This is a genomic window from Streptomyces sp. NPDC002092 (assembly GCF_053593775.1).
In genome coordinates this window covers 21,107-37,910 of sequence record NZ_JBSFDG010000037.1, presented here as the reverse complement: position 1 = coordinate 37,910, position 16,804 = coordinate 21,107, and the positions used below count along the sequence as shown (strand labels likewise).

Sequence of the window (16,804 nt, the reverse complement as noted above, 5' to 3'; positions counted from 1 at the left end):
AGGATCAGACGAAGGCCACCCACATGTCCGGCGAATGCCCAGGTGAGTGACCTCGTTCGGGACACCGTTCGAGGCCAGAAGAAAAAGAACAAGCTTAGAAGCCGTACTTCTATCGATCATGAGGTCGGTTCTGATCGAACAGGGTGCCTGGCCGGGTGATCTTGGCCAGGTGGATGCATGAGTACAGGGCCTCCTGGTAGCTCGGGGTTGCGACGCCACTCGAGTACCAGGAGGCCCTGTTGTTCCAGTCTTGCGTGACGGTCCTCGTCCCGTCCAACTCCCGCGTGTCGTGGTGCGATTGCCTCGCGCACCGGTTCGGGAACGCGGCCGACCGTCCGAACAGGGTGCGGCGGTATCCGTCGGACATGACGGATGCAGAGTGGGCGGTGGTGCGGGATGTGCTGCCGGTGCCGGCCTGGCTGGAGGGCCGGGGCGGGCAACCGGAGGGCTACTGCCACCGGCAGATGTTGGATGCGGTCTTCTACGTCACCGACAACGGGATCAAGTGGCGCTCGGTTCCCGCCAACTTCCCTGCGTGGGATCGCGTCTATGCCTTCTTCCGCAGGTGGCGGGAGAACGGCCTGGTCAGGGAGCTGCATGACCGGCTGCGTGGCAAGGTCCGTACGGCCGAGGGCCGACAGGCGGAGCCGACTGCGGCGATCATCGACTCGCAGTCGGTCAAGGGTGCCGCCTCCGTGCCCGCGGACTCACGCGGTTACGACGGCGGGAAGAAGATCAACGGCAGGCGCCGACACGTCATCACGGACAGCCTTGGCCTGCTGCTGATGGTCCTGGTGACCGCCGCGGATGTCACCGACCGCCGGGCCGTCCGCATGATGCTGCCCCGGCTGCGGACACAGTTCCGAAAGGTCAGCTTGATGTGGGCCGACGGCGGCTACACCGGCCAACTGGTGGACTGGGCACGGGAGAAACTCCAGCTCACCCTGCAGATCGTCAAGCGCAGTGACGACATGACCGGGTTCGTGGTGCTGCCGAGACGGTGGGTGGTGGAGCCAAGCCTGGGGTGGTTGTTGCGCACGAGGCGTCTGGCCCGGGATTACGAGACACTGCCCGCCAGCAGCGAGGCGTTCATCTACTTCTCGGCGAGCATGCTCATGGCCCGGCGTCTGGCCCGCACCGCCGCCACTGGCCAGACGGTCAGGACGCCGCGTCAGGAGCAGACGCTCGCGGCATGAACCGGCCCGACGGCGCAAGGGTCAGCCAGTCCCGCTCGACCAGCCTCTTCGCCTTCGACCGCACCCCCTCGATTTTCGCCGGCACCAACTCCAGCCCGAGCCGGGCCGTCAACTCCTTCGCCATCAACCCCTCCCCGCCAGCGGGGAGTTCGGCCTCCAGCAGTTCCACGATCCGCCGGTAGTCCGGCGCGAGCGTCTCCGCCGTCGCGCCTTCCCGCCGCCGCGGCACGATCGACCCGGCAACCGGCGCCCTGCCCTTCGCCGCCGGTGCCTTTGACATCGTGTCCCGCGGATCCACAACGGGCTCCTCGATCACCATCCCGGGAGCGGCCAGAGCCTCGGCCAGCTCGCCCCGGGCGATCACCCGCCGTTCCAGCACTGCCTCGGCCTCACCGAGCTCCGCCAGAACCCGGTCCGCTTCCGCCCGGAGCTCCTCCACCCGCACCCGGGCAGCGGTCTCACGTTCCTCCAACAAGCCCATCACCGAAGCCACCGGGCGCCTCCTTGCCGTCCCCCGACGAACAGAACGGCCCAAGCCTCCCGCGGGCACACCGAAACCATGCCTGAGCAGCGGGAACTCAAAGCTCACGCCCGGAAAGACAACGGTTTCTGAGGCTCGCCGACGAGCAGGCAGCGGCGCAGATCACCGTCCTGAACCTGCTCAACCACACCGCAGGCCTGGACTGGAACCTGATCGACGACGGCGAGGGCGACCGCTCCCTGGCCGGGCTCGTGGCGAAGCTGCCTCAGCTGTCGCTGATCGCACCGCCCGGGGTCCGTGCCTCGTACAGCCAGGCGGGTTACAACCTGGCCGGGCGGATCATCGAGAAAGTCACGGACCTGCCCTTCGAGCAGGCCATGGCCTCGCTCGTTCTGGAGCCGGTGGGCCTTGCGGACACCGTGTACGGCCTGTCCGAGGTGATGGTCCGCAAGTTCGCCGTGGGCTACAACCGCGGCGACGACGGCGAACTGCACCCCGCCCGGCCCTGGGCAGCGTTCAAGGAGGGTGCGCGCGGCGACAACCCCGGCGGCGGCCTCACCTCCTCGGTGAGCGACCTGCTGTGCTGGGCGCGGTTTCAACTCGGCGACGGCGAGGGCGTGCTGCCCGCGGCGGAGCTGCACCGCATGCGGGAGCGGACGGTCGGGCTGCGCGCCAGCACACTCGGCGACGGCTTCGGCATCTGCTGGTTCCCGCACGATCTGGACGGCCTGCACGGGATCGGCCACGGCGGCTCGGGCAACGGCCAGTTCGCCGAGCTGCTCATCGTGCCCGAGCGCAACTTCGCGGTGGTCTCCCTGGCCAACGCCGGCCCGGACGGCTACCCCTTTGGCTTTGTTCACGAGAGATTGGGTTCTGGTCCAACTTCTGTGGAGCGGTGACGATCAGTGTTGGTGAACAGGTCTGCGATGGTGATGTGCCACCACGACCGATGGGGTGTCGGTGGGACAGTCGGTAATGTCGGTCATGGCAGCTCGCAGTCCGGTGCTCCGGATCATCACCTCAGCCGCGCGAGACTCCCTGAAACCGCTCGGCCTGGCCCAGCGCGGACGGTCGCGGCTGTGGATTGATGATCACGGATGGTGGCTCGGGGTTGTGGAGTTCACCCCGCCGCGGATGGCCGGCAGCGGTCTGTACGTCGGTGCAATGTGGTTGTGGCACGACGTAGACCACCTGGCCTTCCACGTGGACGCAATCCGAGTGGGCTCCGAGCTGTTTCGCACCGAGGACCAGTTCACGCCGCTGGCATTCGAACTCAGTCGGCAGGCGGCCTCGAACGTGACCGCGCTGAGGGAGAAGTTCTCAGCTCTGCCGGACGTCGCCCGTTATCTGACGTCCAGGCCGGTGCGGCGGGGATTCCTCTGGGACAGCTTCGACTCTGGGATCGCAGCCGCTCTGGTTGGGGACCCGGATACGGCCCGCGATCACTTCGAGCGAGTCCTTCGAGAGGACGCGCTGGCCCCGTGGATGGTCGAGGCCCAGGAGAAGGCGCGCGAGCTTCACGCGATCGCGGCAGATCGCGACGCCATGACCGCCTGGGTCACACGGGCTGTCCACTCCTGCCGGAGCAAGCTGGGACTGGAGCCTGTGCCGTTTGCGATCAGCTGACGGATCCGCTCAGCGAGCGACAGAGCGGTCAGGCAAGGAGGACTCGCTTCCGCAGCAGGCCGAAGCGAGCCCGGCCGTACATCTGGCGTTTGATCATTTTGATCCGGTTGACGTGGCCTTCGACGATGCCGGAGTTCCAGGGCAGCGTGAGGCCGGCGGTGACGGCGGCGAGGTCCCGTTCGAGGCCGCTGGCGAAGGTGTGGAGGCTGGGAAGATCGTCGGCCCGAACCGCCGCGATCCATTGCGGAAGTTGGTTGCCCTGGAGCTGGGTGAGCATCTTCCCGAAAGCGCGGACGTGCCCGGTGAGGGCATCCAGTTCGGGGCAGTCGGCGAGGACAGATTTGAGCTTCAGGTACTCGCTCTCCGGCAGGGTGTCGGGGTGAGTCAGGATCCATCCGGTGACCGTGCGTGGGGACGGAGGACGGGCTGCAGGTGCGGTCGGGGATGTGCGAAACGGCTGGAGGTAGGCACGGACGGCTCCGTAGCCGCCGGTGTAACCGTGCATCTTGATCTCTTCCCAGAGGGTCCAGGCGTTTGTGCAGCCCTCGGCCCATCGCTCGTGCAGGTACGGCTTGAAGCCGTCGAGCTTGGTCGGGCGGTTCTGCCACTGCCCCTGGAACAGGTCTTCCGGCCTCGCGGCGTCGGCCAGCCGTTGGACGGTGCGGTAGGTCATGCCGAGCTGGCGCTGGACCGAGCGTCGGCTGTGGCCGGCGGCCAGCAGCGCGTGGACGGTGGCGTGCTTGGCGCGGGTACGGTCGGCGAACCGGTGCCCGGTGGGCCATGGCGACCCTTTCTCGTCCGGTGCTGGTGCCGGAATCTCCTCCGGCGCCGACTCGGCGAAGGACGCGCGGAGACACGAGCGGTGGCGGGAGACACACCGCTCGGCCGCTTCGCCGAGGTTGCGCCACAGGTGGAACCGGTCGGCGACCTGGACCGCGGTGGGCGCCCCGATGCTGGCGCCCTCGGCGAAGAATGGAGCGCGGTCGCGGCAGACGACCTCGATCCCCGGGCGCTCGGCCAGCCAGGCTGCGACAGTGCCCACCTCTCGATCCGGCAGCAGGTCCACCGGCCTGCGGTTCTCGACGTCGACCAGCACGGTCCCGTAGACACGGCCCCTGCGCATCGCGTACTCGTCGACGCCGACCACGCGCGGGACCTGTGGCTGGGGCTCCGGAAGGGCGTCGACCAGCCGCAGGACCGTATTCCGGCTGACCCTCGCCCCGAAGACGTCGGCCAGTCGGGCGCCGGCCCGGCCGGCCAACGCGAGGCCGACCTCGGCCAGCACTGACCGCATTCGTTCGGTTCGCTGGCTGTACCGCCGGGTCAGGCCCGCGACCTGCTCTACGAACGTCCGCCGCCCGCAGGAGAGGTCTTCGCACATGAAGCGCCGGACACGAAGACACAACACCACCCGCCGTCCCACCACCGGGAGGTCAGCGGGGAACCGCAGGTAGGACCCGTGCACCCGTCCCGACCAGTTCCCGCAGCCCGGGCACCGAGCCCCGGCCGTCCGACATCGGACACCGACTCGGACCACCTCTCCGTCGTCCTGCACCGACGTCACCCTGATCTCCGGAGCCGACAGGAAGAGCAGCTCTTCCAGCCGGAGCAGTACCTCGCACACAGCCCAGAACCATCAGCCCGGACGAGGTCGGTACCGGCGGATTCCAGACGACCTCGCGGAACGGCTAGCAAGATCAACTGTCACAGGGAGTAGGTACACCACAGAAGTTGGACCAGAACCCGAGATTGGACAGCAGATGTCGACCACTTTGGAAGGCGCGAGAGTCTGGCGCTGTTCGATTGCCAGACGACTAGAAGAGGTCGGCCGAAGCGCCCTGCGTGACGTTCTCGAGGATCGTGCGCAGCCACGGGCTGCGCACGGCTGGCAGCCGGGCCAGGGCGTGCTGGAACGTTCGCCGGTCGGCCCGGAACAGGTAGTTGGGGAGCAGCGGGAGCGGGTCGTCGCGGAGTACATCTTGGGGCATGCGGCCTGACGCGGGAACCGGCAAGTACGGCTGGGGAGAAACCAGCCACAGCCAAACCCCCAGTGGCAGGGGCACCAGGTATGCCGACGCAGTCGGGCTGGTGGGGGTCCAGGTCTGACCTGTCTGGGGATGGAGCGGTGCGAGGAGGATGTCGACGCCCGCCTCCGGGGAGGGCTGTCCCGGTCCGGCCAGGACGGCGCGCCGCTTCGGGGGGCCTGCAGGCAGCAGGGCGTCGAGCGCGCGTTGGAACACGTCCGCAGTCAGACCGCCCGGGACCTTCACCGGCTGCCCTTGGGAGGCAACCAGCAGGTGGGCGAGCGCCAGGCCGGCTGCCGCCTCCCACTGCGGGCTCCACGACCAGTAGTGGTTCGACCCCAACCGTCCTCCCCACGTAGCAATCGGCTCGAGCGGGGGCGTTTTCTCCCCTTTCTCTGCCAGCTCCGCCCAGGAGAGGGACGCAGCGTGGATACTGTCAACGGGGACGCGATGCACGGCGTCCGAGCTGAGCCGCACTGCCTGCCATAGCGAGCAGTCGTCGACCCTGGTCGCCACGGGGAGGTCGCATGCCTCGCATGCCATGTTGGGCCCGTCGGCTCCGTCGAGGCCGCAGCAGGCACCGCCGCGCTTCTCCGGAATCAGCCGGGTTCCGCGAATGTCACCGGGCGCGATGACGCTCGCCCCAGGCGTGCTGTCGGACAGGGCGTAGACCGGCGCGTAGATGCCGCGTGCCTCCGCTTCACCCGGATCGATCTCGTCCCACATCCGCCACGGCCCTCCCCAGGGGGCCGGGTCCACGGCAAACGTCCCGGACTGCATGAGCACCGGAAGCTGGGCCCCGTTCCCGTACTTCTGACGGGCGTGGACTGGCAGTGAGACCTGGGACAGCGGGGTGGTCAATTCGGCGCCGCATCCCGCACACACGAAAACGAACAAATGTCCTCCGCCGGGGAAACAGACGCATCGTCGCAGCTCGCCAGCAGCCAGGACAACATGTTTTCTCATCCGCTGCGGGAACGACACCTTCACCTGTCGTGGCGTACCCACGCAGCGCGGGCAAGGGTTAGCCGCCGCCCCTGACTACGCCAAGCGATTCACGCAGCGTTCGAATGATGCTGAACCTGAGCCGGACGGCCGTCAATGCGGCCCTGCGCGACCTGGACCTGGCGCTGCTGGTGAAGAAGCAGCGCGCCGGCGTCTACCAGCTCAACCCGATGCTTGCCGCCTACGCCTCCCCCGAGGACGCCATCGCGGCCGTCAAGGCGATGCCGAAGGACGAGCGCCTCAACTCCACCGACTTCGTCGATCGCCACCGCAGGGCCGTCGCCGCCTACCAGGACCAGCTCGCTGAGAAGCGCCGGCGCCGGGAAGACGCGAAGCGACGCCAGAACCTCAAAGCCGTCTCCTGACCCGTACCAAGAGCAGGCGGGTCAAAAGGCCCCGTGCGAAGGGAGAACCAGGGGAGCACTACCTTTCGGCGACCTGGCCCAGCCGGAGTGTCAACGCTCTCCGGTAACAAGAGCAACACCCGGACAACTGCACCGTGGAGCAAAAGCAGCAGCGCCCCGGTTGAGGAGTCCAGGGCGCTGCCCGGGTCCTCAAGCTTCTCCCCGCCTTCGGCGACGCACACTGTGTCACTCTGTGTGTGTACTTGGCCGCGAGCAAGTGGCGGGGTGAGCGGTTCTTACTGGGCACGCCCCTAGCGCCGCTTCCTGGGTACCCGCCAACTACGTCACGATTCGTAGTAACGGCTTTAAGTAGGGAAAAGGCTCCAAAAAATGTGACCCACATCACATTACTGACTGTGTGCATTCGACAGCGGGCCGAAGCGTCTGGGTGTGCGGTCCTTACTGGTCAGGTCAGCCCGGTGACGGCTTCCTGAGCGCTGGCAGCTAGCCACGATTCGTAGCGGCGGCTTGAAGATCCATACCGGCACACGACATTCCAATCCGCACCACGTGTGGTCCCATGGAGCCAGCGATGCGGCCCAGCCCAGTAGCGACCTCTCGGGCATACCGCGGTCTCGACAGTTCGAGACGGGCGCCTGCCCCCACCGGAAGGAGGAAGGGCGGTATCGCATGGGGCGGCGTAAGAACCGGTCCAACACGCGCTGGTCATGGTGGCGGCAGGTCAGCGTCATCGTGATCGCGTTCATGACGGCGACGTACTGGACGCTGCGCGCGGTGCAGGCGGCGATCGACCTGCACAACACCGTCGTCCCCTGGTGAAGCGAACACCAGGGGACTGACGGCAGGTGGAAGGCGTGGGCCCTCAAAGGTTGCAGTCGGCGGGGGCCCCGCTGAAAGCCGAATACGCCTCGCCCACCATGACACGCTTCCGTTCCTCGCCGCTACCTCGTGCGGGTCACAGTGAGTGCCATGTACTGACCGAGCAGCACCCTTGTGCCGCCTGGCCCGTCGGTCGGAAGTGTCAACGCGCTCCGGAGTCCTGAGCAGCCCCCAGACACAACCGAGTGGCACCGAGTAACGGCCCCCGTTGCGACCGGCGCGCAACCGAACAGCACAAGCAGCAGCGCCCCGGACGAGGGAGCAGTCCGGGGCGCTGCGCATCAGGACGAGATCAGATCCGCCAGGAGCGAATGCGATCGGCTGCGTCGTACCCGTCGGCACGGCTGGCGTCGATGTCCCGGGCGAGGTCGATCAGCGCGCCGTACGGCGGGTCGACGGCTTCACCCGCAGCATCCATGTACGCCGTGACGATCGCGGCGCCATACAGCGCATTGCGGGCCGGGAGGGGGCGCAGCCGGATGATGGCGTGCATCAGGGCCGCCGCGCGCCAGGCATTGTCGACGGCGACGCCGACCTGAGGGGTGTTCACCCGGTGGCGCGCGACGGCGGCCACGAGGTTGGAGAAGTCGTGGACCGAGGGGTGCTTCGGCAGCACTTCCGCCTGGCGCTCCAGCAGCCAGCGGATGTCGATGTGGAGCTCCATGGTCAGGCGGCAGCCCGTCCAGAGGCGTCCAGCCGGGCGGGAGCGTCATCGGGAAACGCCGCGTCGAACGCGGCCGCGTTGTCGGCGACGAACGCGCGGAAGACGTCGGCGGCGCTGTCCAGGCGCGGGTCGCGGACCGCGTTGTGTGCGGCCTCGGTGATGAGCGCGGTGACCGTGGTGCCCTCGGCTTCGGCGCGCTCCTGCAGCTGCGCGTGGAGTTCTTCGGGGACCCGGATTGTCACTGACTTCGACATGCTCCGACCGTACAGCAGGGTGTACAGCACTGGGAGGGGTACGACGGGACCGCCCCCAGAACTTGGGTGCTTTCCCACGTCGCGCATCGGACGCCAATGGCACAGATAGCACAGATGGCGCAGATGAACAGTGACACAGACGGTCACGACGGCCTGGGAAAACAGGGGGTTGATGACACAGAACCGCGGCCGCCGGCTGGACCCAGGACCCAGGTGGACCCAGCTTCCGAAAGCGGCCATCCTGGCCTGATCGCGCAGGTCAGGGACGCGGCGGGTGCGCGCGAGCCAAGCCTGCGGAAGCAGGTACGGAGCGTGACGTCGTGTGCGGTCCGGCAGGGCGCTCTGTCACGCGTCACGCTGTCACGCTGATCCAGCCTGGAGGGGGTACAGGCCCGGACATTGGCGGGCATTTTCGCCGGTGCTGTCACGCTCCAACCGGGGTGTGTGACGGTGGCGTTGGGGGTGCGTGACAGCAAGTCCCGTCACGTTCGGTGAGCGTGACTGTCCCGTGACAGCGAACCCCAAGCGTGTGCCATCGAAGTTTGATCATCAGAACCCGCTGGTTGTGACTCGGAGTGATAGGCGGCGAGCGCCTCTGGCGTTTCGGCGCAGGTCGAGCCGTGAGTCCCGGCCGTCGTTCGGTTTCTAACTGATGGATCGCATCGTGGAATCGGGCGGTCACGAGAGCTGATCCACTGACAAGACGATCACCTGCGTGTCCTGGGAAGGCCCGTTGGCGTTAGTGCGGTGCGTCGCCCATATGGCGGCGCCACCTGCGCGGCAACCGGGTCCGCGCGAGACATGGGCTGGGGCTTCAGCCCGACGGCAATGACTTTGAAAGGGACGCGAGTGGAGCGTACGAAAGCGATGAGAGCCAGGCTGGCCGCGCAGATGGCGCTGCCGGTTCTGGGAGCGATGGGGGCGGTGGGCGTTGCCCAGTCCCCGCTGCAGTCGCAGCCCCCGCGGTGCACGGAGCGCCTCGCGCAGCGATCTGCCAGACGGTTGGCGCAGGCGGTCTGGTTACCGGTGTTACGCATGCTGCTGGGGGCTTGGTCCGGGGCATCCTCGGTGACTACCGAAGGCCAGCCGCCGCCAACACCCACGTGGTGGGAAAAGTCGGAACGAGCGTCTCGCGCCTTACCGACAACATCCTGGGCAGGTCTGAAACCGACTGTGCGCCGGTCGTGCCGCTCGGGCCTCCGCCTCCGCCTGCGCCGCCGTCGGAACAGGCACGCTGAGATGTCCATGCCGGGAGGGGTGCCACTGGTACGCCCGTTCATCGCACGGACGACCTGCGAGCCCTTCCCGGACATGGGAGAGGTGATCGCGCACGCCGGCCGTGTCGCCTACGGCGACGAAATGCCAGCCGACCGCGACGCCCAAGGTGTGCTGTGGGCACGTCAGGCCCACGCACCCGATGAAGGAATGCCGCTCTTCGGGAAGATCCACTCCGTACGCCAGCGTCACGCCATGTTGCATCTGCTGTGCCAGATCTGCGGCCAGGAACCCGACGAGAACACAGACGGTGTCCTGTGGCTCCTGCCCACCGTGCCAGGCCAGTTGCCCGAGGACGACGGCAGCGGAATCACCACCACCTACCCTCCTGTCTGCCGGTCCTGCGCCCGCCTGGCCATCCGCCAGTGCCCGCCCCTACGCCGCGCACACGCCATGCTCCGCGTCCGTGATGTCCAGGTACACGGCGTGTCCGGAGCCGTCTTCACCCTTACCGGATCGTCAGCCGCCTTCCACCAGGCCGTCGATTGCTCCTACGACAGCCCCGCCCTCGCCACCGTCGTCGCCGTTCAGCAGCTCCTACGCCTGACCGACTACAGCCATGCCCGCGGCGAAATCACCTGACGAGGCCACTGCCGAGAACCTGGCGGCCCCGCGACGGCGTACCCGGCCAGGATCGAGCCCACCCACGGCGGCGTGAAACGGCTGGCCGCAGCCAAAACGCCGCCGATCCCAACGGACGCCGACAGCGCCCCAGCCAACGCTGTGGCCTGCCACTTCATCCCCCGCTCAAACTTCGATGGCACATGGTCAAGATTCGATGGCACAGGACACTGACGGGGTGCCGGGCGCCGCGATGTCACAGTGTCCCGTCTCGGCGGATCTGGTCCGCGTCTCAGGGGATCTGGCCCGATTCGCTTGCGGTCTCAGGTGACCTCGTTCGCTTGGGGCGCCGCCAGTACGTACTGGCCCGCGCTGGGTACCCGGCGCTGTACACGGGACTCGGTCTCGCTCCCGCCCTGGGCCGCACACACCGCGGCCGTCAGCTCCGGCGAGCGAAAGGAGCTCCTGGTGGGTGGGTAGCGCCGGTCCGGGTTAGCCCTTCGTGTCGAGCGTGACGCTTTGAGTAGCCGTGGCGCACTCGGGTCATGACCGTCCGCTTGGGTGTGACGTTTTCGGCCGCCGTAGGGCAGTACCGAGTGAGCCGACTGGTCAACCGCCAAAGCCCGCACGACTCCAAGGAGACGGTATGGCAAGCGAGTTCTGGCGGACGATCCAGATGGCCATGGAGAAGGACAACTGGACTGCCCGCCTTGTCGTGGTTCTGTGCACGACCGGAGCCGCCGTGCTCGGCGTCTACACGATTGCCACTGCCAGGTAATCCGCAAGTCAGCTCGGGTGCGGTACGCGCTCGGACACATGGCCGAGGCCGGAGTCTCGGCTGCGCAGGAGATCGCGTTCACGCTGGCGGACAGTTTGAGACAGCGCAGACGGACCAGATCAGCTGAGACAGATCCGGCATTCAACCGCCCTGGACCACATCACTTGAGATTCCCGAGGGTCATGCCGCGGGCCCGCCGGCGGACCGAGCGGCGGCCGATCTTCGCCTGGTCGACCGGCTCGCGGGGCGCGGCGGCGCGGTGGGCGGGGACGCGCGGCCGCCGGTGGGATCGGGGTGCGGGGGTGCTCAGACGAACCTCCGGAAGAGGGAACAGAGAGATGGCCGCTGGGCGCCGGGCGCAGCGGATGACATGTGCCGAAGCACGATAGTTGTCACCATCGGCATCCGCTGGCCTGCGGCTTCAGGAGGGCAACGCATGGTGGTTGTCACCGATGCGGCATGCTATCTGTCACGAGCGGCAAGCGAAGCAGGGGCGCTGTCACCGCGTTCGGCTTCTGGTGGGTGCCGGGCGGCGGACCTTGGCGATCACGGGCCATATTTCGCGCGCCGTACGCGAACCCCGTCTCCTACGATCACCTGGTACGACTGCTGGAGGGGCGGGAATGCTTGAGGACATCGAGGAGGGGGCAGCGGCAGCGACGCGGCTCGCGGGTGGTGCGCCGCTTCACGGCACGCTGGATGTCGCCGACCCCGCTGACTGGCTCGCGCTGGACGCAGGAGTGCGTGAGGTGGCCTGGCACCGCACGCAGTTCCTGCCGGGGCGGGAGCACTCCGCTCCACTGCCCGCCGACCTGACTCAGCTCGGTGAGTCTCAGCTCGCACTCGCCCTGTGCCACCGCGACGGGCGGATCCGTCAGGAGGCGGTGCGTCAGTCGGTCCGCTACCCCGGTCTGCTGCCGTTGGTCGTGATCCGCTGCGCCGATTGGGCCGGCCCGGTGCGCGAGCACGCCCGGCAGTTGCTGCGCGAGGCCCTGAACGCGGACTCCGCCCTGGACCTCGCGCCGCTCATCCTCCGCGTCGGCCGCCGCGACAGAGGTGCCTTCGGCATCGATGTGCTCGGCCAGATCCTGCGCCAGGCATCCCACGGGCAGCTCGCTGTTCTCTTCGCTGACCCCGACCGCATCGTCCGGCGGTTCGCGTACCGGCTGGCCATCGAGGGCCGACTGCTCCGTCCCACCGAGCTGGCCCGCGCGGCCGCCGGGGACCAGGACAGCGTGGTCCAGGACCTGTGTGCCACAGCGGCGCTCACGGCTCTGGGAGAGGAGGAGGCCTACGAGGGTGTGCTGCCTCCACTGCTGTCCGCACGCAACCCGCGTGTCCGTTCGGCCGGCGTCACCGCGCTGAGACGGGCGGGGCGGTCAGGGCAGGCGGAGCCGTTCCTCAGCGACCGTTCCGCGCTCGTGCGTGCCTGTGCCCGGTATGTCGTACGACAGCAGGGTGATGACCCGGCGGCCTGGTACCGGGCGCGGTGCACGGCACCGGACGACCCCGAGTGGCCGCCCGGTGCGGTCATCGGGCTGGCCGAGTGCGGGAACCGCGCAGACACCGGGCTGCTGCGGCCGCTGCTCGCGCACCCGGCGGCCGGGGTGCGGGCGCGAGCGGTGGCAGGGTTGCGGGCGCTGGACTGCGTGGATGCGAAGCAGTTGCGGCCGCTCCTCGACGACCCTGCCGCCGGGGTCGTCCGCGAGACCGCCGCCGCCCTACCCTCGACCAAGGAACTGCCCGCCGACTGGCTATTGGAGCGCACCAGCTCCGAGCGGCCGCGGCACGTCCGCGTCGTGCGTTCCGGCTGCTCGACGCGCGCGGCGGCATCGTGGCGCTACAGGCGGCAGTCGGTCTGCTCGAGGACCCCGACGTGAAGCTGCGCACCTGGGCCGCGCAATCAGTGCAACGCTGGCATCCGTCGCCGGACGGACGGCGCGGCGACCCGGAGGTGGGTGAACTACTCGACCGGAGCCGACACCTCTTCAGCGACCACGTGCTGCGCCGGCGCAAGTGGGAAGCCGGGTTGGACAGCTGAGGTTGCACCGCGGTCCCGAACTCCGCTCGACACTCGCCGCCCGGCGGCCCTGGTGACAGCCCGCCCGCCTTGGCGACGACTATCGTGCTTTGGCTCATGACACAGGTTTATAGCAGTTCTGAATTCCGTGCTGCTAAAACGAGATGTTCAGCCATTCGACGTCGGTGAAATCCGCTCGCAGGCCCTTCCGGGTGGTGCCGCCCTCCTGGAAATAGGAGTACGTGATGGCCTCTGCAACCACCGGTTGGAGGTCCTCGTCCGTCGCTCCGGCCTCCTTCAGCTTGAGGATCTGGGCGGCGTGGGGTGGGTGAGACGGCTGTGATGATGTCCTTCACCCGGCCCTCGTCCGAGGTCCCGTTCGCGGTGAACCCGAAGTACGCCCGGCACGATATGACGAGCCCTCCGGAGGTGGCTGCATGCTGCCGTGCCTGTGCCCTGACCTGCGGTTGCCACTGTTCCTCAGTCGCTTCCGTCAGGGCTGCCTGGAGGCGCTTCTGGGGCTTCTTGGAGGCACCGGAGAGGTAGCGCTCGACTGTGCTGCGGGAGACTCCCAGACCGGCGGCCAGGGCCTTGGTGGAGCCCTTGGCGCGCGTGCGAAGGAATTTCATCTTGGCTTGCGCGGATTTCGGCGGCGGGCGGGTGAACACGGCGCGCTCCGCACGCTTCAGGGCATTGAGGATCCGGACCTTGGCCGACGAGCGGGCGGGCTGCTGGGTGTCGTCGCTGTCGATCATTAGTCCATAAGATGCCCGTTCCCCTGTGGACAGAGGACGCCCGGAGCCGGGAAGGATGGCCAGAACATCATCATGGGAGGGGCGGGCGTCGTGCGGCTGACGATCGACACCGAGACGGACACCTACGAGCAGGCACTCGCTGCCGTCCAGGCCGCCTACGGGCTACGGCCGGCCGTCCCCGTCGCCTGGCCAGACGCCCCGGCCGCGGACCCGCGCCCCGGCCCGCAGGACCTCGCCGACGACGACCTCGCCGAAGGCTGGACGGACCAGCTGCTGTTCCGCGTGGTCGCCTCGCTGGTGCCCGGGGCCCGGGCGGTCCTGCGCCGGATCACCGAGCTGGGCGGCGCCGCCTCCTACGAGGAGGTGCAGCACCACTTCGCCGGCCATCCGACGAACCCGATCCCGCCGTCGAAGATTGGCGGGACCCTGACCAGTGTCAAGGCGGTACAGCGCCGTACCGGCCCGGAGGATGCTGGCCCGCTCCTCCAGCGAGACGAACGAGCGCGGCACTACCGCATCGACGACGCCCTCGTGGCAGGCCTCGCGAGGGCCTTCGCTCTGGCCGACGCCCGCCCTGACCTGCTGCGCGGTGAACCAGCCGCACCGGTCACCTGACGCGGCCGCGCCATCGGTAGAAGAGCGTCTCGCCCGGCCCCGCACCGAGCTGGATCGGCACACCAGCCAGCAAGGTGCCGACGTCGATCGTCTGCCCGGGCTGCAGCACGGTGAAGCCCTGGCGTGTGTAGTGAGGCCCGAGCTCGCGCGGCGTCTCGAACCCGCCGAACAGCAGCATGTAGTCCAGCTGCCAGTACAGTTGCACGCACCGCTTCAGTAGTGCGGCACCGATCCCGCGGCCGCGGACGTCCTCGCTCACCGCGACCGCTTTGATCTTCGCGTACTTCAGCATCGAGGCAGGGCGTACTGATTGTGGCCCGGCAGCTGGGCGACCGTGGAGATGACCGTGCCGGACGGAACGCCCAGCAGCGCCCCGACGATGTGCCCGTCCGCGTCTTGGGCGACCAGCGGCAGCGACATCGCGGCCGCCGCCGACTGCACGTCTCCGGTCGCTGCTGCCCGGACAAGCGGTTCGGTCAGGCCCACGCCCGCGAGGGCATCCAACAGCCATGTCCCGCACCGTCCTTCGGCAAGCGCCAAAAGATGGCCGGTCTCCAGGTCGTCGGCCGCCGTCTTCAGCAGGGCGGCGACCGTATCGGCCTCCTCCGGTACTGCGTACCGGATGCGTACACCGCTCGGTCCGGGTAAGCCCTCCAGCAACTTCTGCTTCGTCACCCGTGCCAGTCCGGTGGACGAGCCCGGCCTCTTCTTGGTCTTCTTTCCCATCCCTGAGAGCTACCCGCCGCCACACCGTCCAGCACGCTCAGTCTAGGTGGAGCGGGCACGGCCAGCCGGGTGCCGACGTCGATCGTCTGCCTGACTGACCGCAGCACGGTGAAGCCTGAGTTCAGAGGGCCCACGACGGTCCAGGCCCATGACCGAGCGCGCGTCGCGAGCCGCTGCTGATCTGCACCAGCACTTCCAGTATCCGATTCTGCGCTTCCGCGCTCGTGGAGCGCTCTACGAGGCAGAGCACGTTCTTTCCGGCTGCCAACAGGTTTCGGTCAGCTTTTCCGGCCGGACGTCGTAGCTCCCTGAGCCAAAGGCGTGACAGCAGGCCTTGGTTGGCGTCGCCCCCACGGAGCGGATGAGAGCAGGTGACCGGCGGCGCTGCCCAGCGTGGACGGCCACTGTGAACACCCACAGCCCTGGACGATCCGGGGCCGCGCGACGGCCTGGCGATGAACGGCGAGCAGGTCCACACGTCCGGCCCGGCGAGGTCTGGGCTTCACCGGCTCCCGGCCGCCGGGTTCGCCCCGATTTCTGTCCTCTCGCTAAGTCGAGCTGGTGGGCGCAGTCAGAGCCTGGGTGATGGGTCAAGGGTGCAGTGTCGTTTCTGCGAGGGCGTGTTGGGTCGATGGAAGGCGCGGGTGCATGGCTGTGTCCGTGGGGTCCTGGTGTGCTTCGGTGATCGCCCAGGCGTGCTTCGTAGGTCATGTCCCGATCAATGCGCGGGTGGCTGCGCCTTGTGTGAGCTGGGCGTTCCACGTCCATGCTGGGACCTGTAGTCGCTAAGAGAGCGTGCGGGACCCGAGTTGAGGCTGCGACTCGATGTGCGACATCGGAGGGTCGAACTGATGACTTCCACTTTTACGGCACGGTCGAACCCGCGCTTGCTCTCGTGCCTCATGTCTCCTGAGGATCTGCGCTCTCTTGGTCCGGAGCAGTTGCCACAGCTAGCTGGTGAGATCCGCACCTTCCTCGTCGAGACGGTGTGCGCGGCCGGTGGGCACCTGGGCCCCAACCTGGGTGTCGTCGAACTGACGCTGGCCCTGCACCGGGTCTTTGACTCGCCGCGCGATACGTTGATCTTCGACATGGGTCATCAGGCGTATGTCCACAAGCTTCTGACGGGCCGACGCGAGACTTTGCCCGGTTGCGGCAGCCGGGCGGGCTGTCGGGCTACCCCTCGCGCAGTGAGTCGGGGCATGACGTGGTGGAGAACTCCCACGCGTCGACTGCTCTCGCGTATGCCGACGGTGTGGCGAAGGCCCGGCAACTGGCCGGTGACAGCGACCGTGCGGTGGTGGCTGTGATCGGCGACGGTGCCCTGACGGGAGGTCTGGCCTGGGAGGCGCTGAACAACCTCGGTGCGGCCAAGGACCGTGCGGTCATCGTCGTGGTCAACGACAACGGCCGCTCCTATGCCCCGACCACGGGCGCGCTCGCCACCCACCTGAACGATCTGAAGGCCGGCGGGGGGCTGGAGTCCTGCCGCAACTTCTTCACCGATCTCGGCTTCTGCTATTTCGGGCCGGTCGACGGCCACAACACAGGGGAGTTGGAGAGCGTCCTCACTCGGGCCC

At 68.1% G+C, this 16,804-nt stretch carries 17 protein-coding genes and 2 pseudogenes; 11 read left to right on the top strand and 8 right to left on the bottom strand.

Going from position 1 to position 16,804, the window contains the following annotated elements; translation table 11 throughout:
• The first annotated feature begins 365 nt into the window (after positions 1–365).
• Positions 366–1,196, top strand: coding sequence for an IS5 family transposase (locus ACWCRD_RS43680; RefSeq protein ID WP_450971239.1), 831 nt, complete (start codon positions 366–368; stop codon positions 1,194–1,196).
• Here the strand turns inward: ACWCRD_RS43680 and ACWCRD_RS43675 are convergent.
• Complete coding sequence (locus ACWCRD_RS43675; protein ID WP_450971238.1) at positions 1,159–1,689, bottom strand: hypothetical protein; 531 nt, start codon at positions 1,687–1,689, stop codon at positions 1,159–1,161. The two genes, ACWCRD_RS43680 and ACWCRD_RS43675, sit on opposite strands and share 38 nt — an antisense overlap.
• A gap of 116 nt (positions 1,690–1,805) precedes the next feature.
• Between ACWCRD_RS43675 and ACWCRD_RS43670 the strand changes: the two genes are divergently transcribed.
• Positions 1,806–2,576, top strand: coding sequence for a serine hydrolase domain-containing protein (locus ACWCRD_RS43670; protein WP_450971242.1), 771 nt, complete (start codon positions 1,806–1,808; stop codon positions 2,574–2,576).
• 85 nt (positions 2,577–2,661) lie between these two features.
• Positions 2,662–3,303 (top strand): hypothetical protein, encoded by a 642-nt coding sequence (locus tag ACWCRD_RS43665; RefSeq protein ID WP_450971237.1) that lies wholly within the window; start codon positions 2,662–2,664, stop codon positions 3,301–3,303.
• Positions 3,304–3,331: 28 nt separating this feature from the next.
• Here ACWCRD_RS43665 and ACWCRD_RS43660 read toward each other — a convergent pair whose 3' ends face one another.
• Positions 3,332–4,927 (bottom strand): ISL3 family transposase, encoded by a 1,596-nt coding sequence (locus ACWCRD_RS43660; protein WP_450971236.1) that lies wholly within the window; start codon positions 4,925–4,927, stop codon positions 3,332–3,334.
• Positions 4,928–5,117: 190 nt separating this feature from the next.
• Positions 5,118–6,224, bottom strand: a complete 1,107-nt coding sequence (locus ACWCRD_RS43655) for a hypothetical protein (RefSeq protein WP_450971235.1) — start codon at positions 6,222–6,224, stop codon at positions 5,118–5,120.
• A gap of 176 nt (positions 6,225–6,400) precedes the next feature.
• On the opposite strand from ACWCRD_RS43655, the gene ACWCRD_RS43650 reads away from it, so the two are divergent.
• Both ACWCRD_RS43650 and ACWCRD_RS43645 read left to right on the top strand, forming a co-directional pair.
• Entirely contained in the window at positions 6,401–6,697 is a 297-nt protein-coding gene (locus tag ACWCRD_RS43650; protein ID WP_450971234.1) for a MarR family transcriptional regulator, read from the top strand.
• A 669-nt stretch (positions 6,698–7,366) separates the two neighbouring features.
• Positions 7,367–7,516, top strand: coding sequence for a hypothetical protein (locus ACWCRD_RS43645; RefSeq protein ID WP_450971233.1), 150 nt, complete (start codon positions 7,367–7,369; stop codon positions 7,514–7,516).
• Between the two features lie 352 nt (positions 7,517–7,868).
• On the opposite strand, the gene ACWCRD_RS43640 is transcribed toward ACWCRD_RS43645, so the two are convergent.
• Positions 7,869–8,240 (bottom strand): toxin Doc, encoded by a 372-nt coding sequence (locus ACWCRD_RS43640; protein ID WP_450971232.1) that lies wholly within the window; start codon positions 8,238–8,240, stop codon positions 7,869–7,871.
• Between the two features lie 2 nt (positions 8,241–8,242).
• Complete coding sequence (locus tag ACWCRD_RS43635; protein ID WP_067383353.1) at positions 8,243–8,494, bottom strand: YlcI/YnfO family protein; 252 nt, start codon at positions 8,492–8,494, stop codon at positions 8,243–8,245.
• 1,257 nt (positions 8,495–9,751) lie between these two features.
• Here ACWCRD_RS43635 and ACWCRD_RS43630 point away from each other — a divergent pair.
• The 3 genes and pseudogenes from ACWCRD_RS43630 to ACWCRD_RS43620 all read left to right on the top strand — a co-directional run bounded on the left by ACWCRD_RS43630 (position 9,752) and on the right by ACWCRD_RS43620 (position 13,149).
• Positions 9,752–10,351: a hypothetical protein gene (locus tag ACWCRD_RS43630; RefSeq protein ID WP_450971231.1), complete on the top strand. Its 600-nt coding sequence runs from the start codon at positions 9,752–9,754 to the stop codon at positions 10,349–10,351.
• A 625-nt stretch (positions 10,352–10,976) separates the two neighbouring features.
• The gene (locus ACWCRD_RS43625) at positions 10,977–11,108 is read left to right on the top strand and encodes a hypothetical protein (RefSeq protein ID WP_450971230.1); all 132 of its coding nucleotides are present in this window, start codon (positions 10,977–10,979) and stop codon (positions 11,106–11,108) included.
• A gap of 623 nt (positions 11,109–11,731) precedes the next feature.
• Positions 11,732–13,149, top strand: a pseudogene (locus ACWCRD_RS43620) (hypothetical protein).
• A gap of 107 nt (positions 13,150–13,256) precedes the next feature.
• On the opposite strand, the gene tpg reads toward ACWCRD_RS43620, so the two are convergent.
• A complete protein-coding gene (gene tpg / locus ACWCRD_RS43615) occupies positions 13,257–13,883 on the bottom strand; it encodes a telomere-protecting terminal protein Tpg (RefSeq protein ID WP_450971229.1) in 627 nt (208 codons plus the stop codon).
• A 90-nt stretch (positions 13,884–13,973) separates the two neighbouring features.
• On the opposite strand from tpg, the gene ACWCRD_RS43610 reads away from it, so the two are divergent.
• Entirely contained in the window at positions 13,974–14,498 is a 525-nt protein-coding gene (locus ACWCRD_RS43610) for a hypothetical protein (protein ID WP_450971228.1), read from the top strand.
• On the opposite strand, the gene ACWCRD_RS43605 is transcribed toward ACWCRD_RS43610, so the two are convergent.
• Complete coding sequence (locus tag ACWCRD_RS43605) at positions 14,491–14,790, bottom strand: GNAT family N-acetyltransferase (RefSeq protein WP_450971227.1); 300 nt, start codon at positions 14,788–14,790, stop codon at positions 14,491–14,493. The two genes, ACWCRD_RS43610 and ACWCRD_RS43605, sit on opposite strands and share 8 nt — an antisense overlap.
• Positions 14,784–15,224: a hypothetical protein gene (locus tag ACWCRD_RS43600; RefSeq protein ID WP_450971226.1), complete on the bottom strand. Its 441-nt coding sequence runs from the start codon at positions 15,222–15,224 to the stop codon at positions 14,784–14,786. Before ACWCRD_RS43600 ends, ACWCRD_RS43605 begins: the two co-directional genes overlap by 7 nt.
• A gap of 148 nt (positions 15,225–15,372) precedes the next feature.
• Here ACWCRD_RS43600 and ACWCRD_RS43595 point away from each other — a divergent pair, with 148 nt between their 5' ends.
• Both ACWCRD_RS43595 and ACWCRD_RS43590 read left to right on the top strand, forming a co-directional pair.
• Positions 15,373–15,528 carry a hypothetical protein gene (locus ACWCRD_RS43595; protein WP_450971225.1) on the top strand — a complete coding sequence of 52 codons (156 nt, stop codon included), beginning with the start codon at positions 15,373–15,375 and terminating at the stop codon, positions 15,526–15,528.
• A 547-nt stretch (positions 15,529–16,075) separates the two neighbouring features.
• Positions 16,076–16,782, top strand: a pseudogene (locus tag ACWCRD_RS43590) (1-deoxy-D-xylulose-5-phosphate synthase N-terminal domain-containing protein); the annotation flags it as partial.
• Between the last annotated feature and the right edge of the window lie 22 nt (positions 16,783–16,804).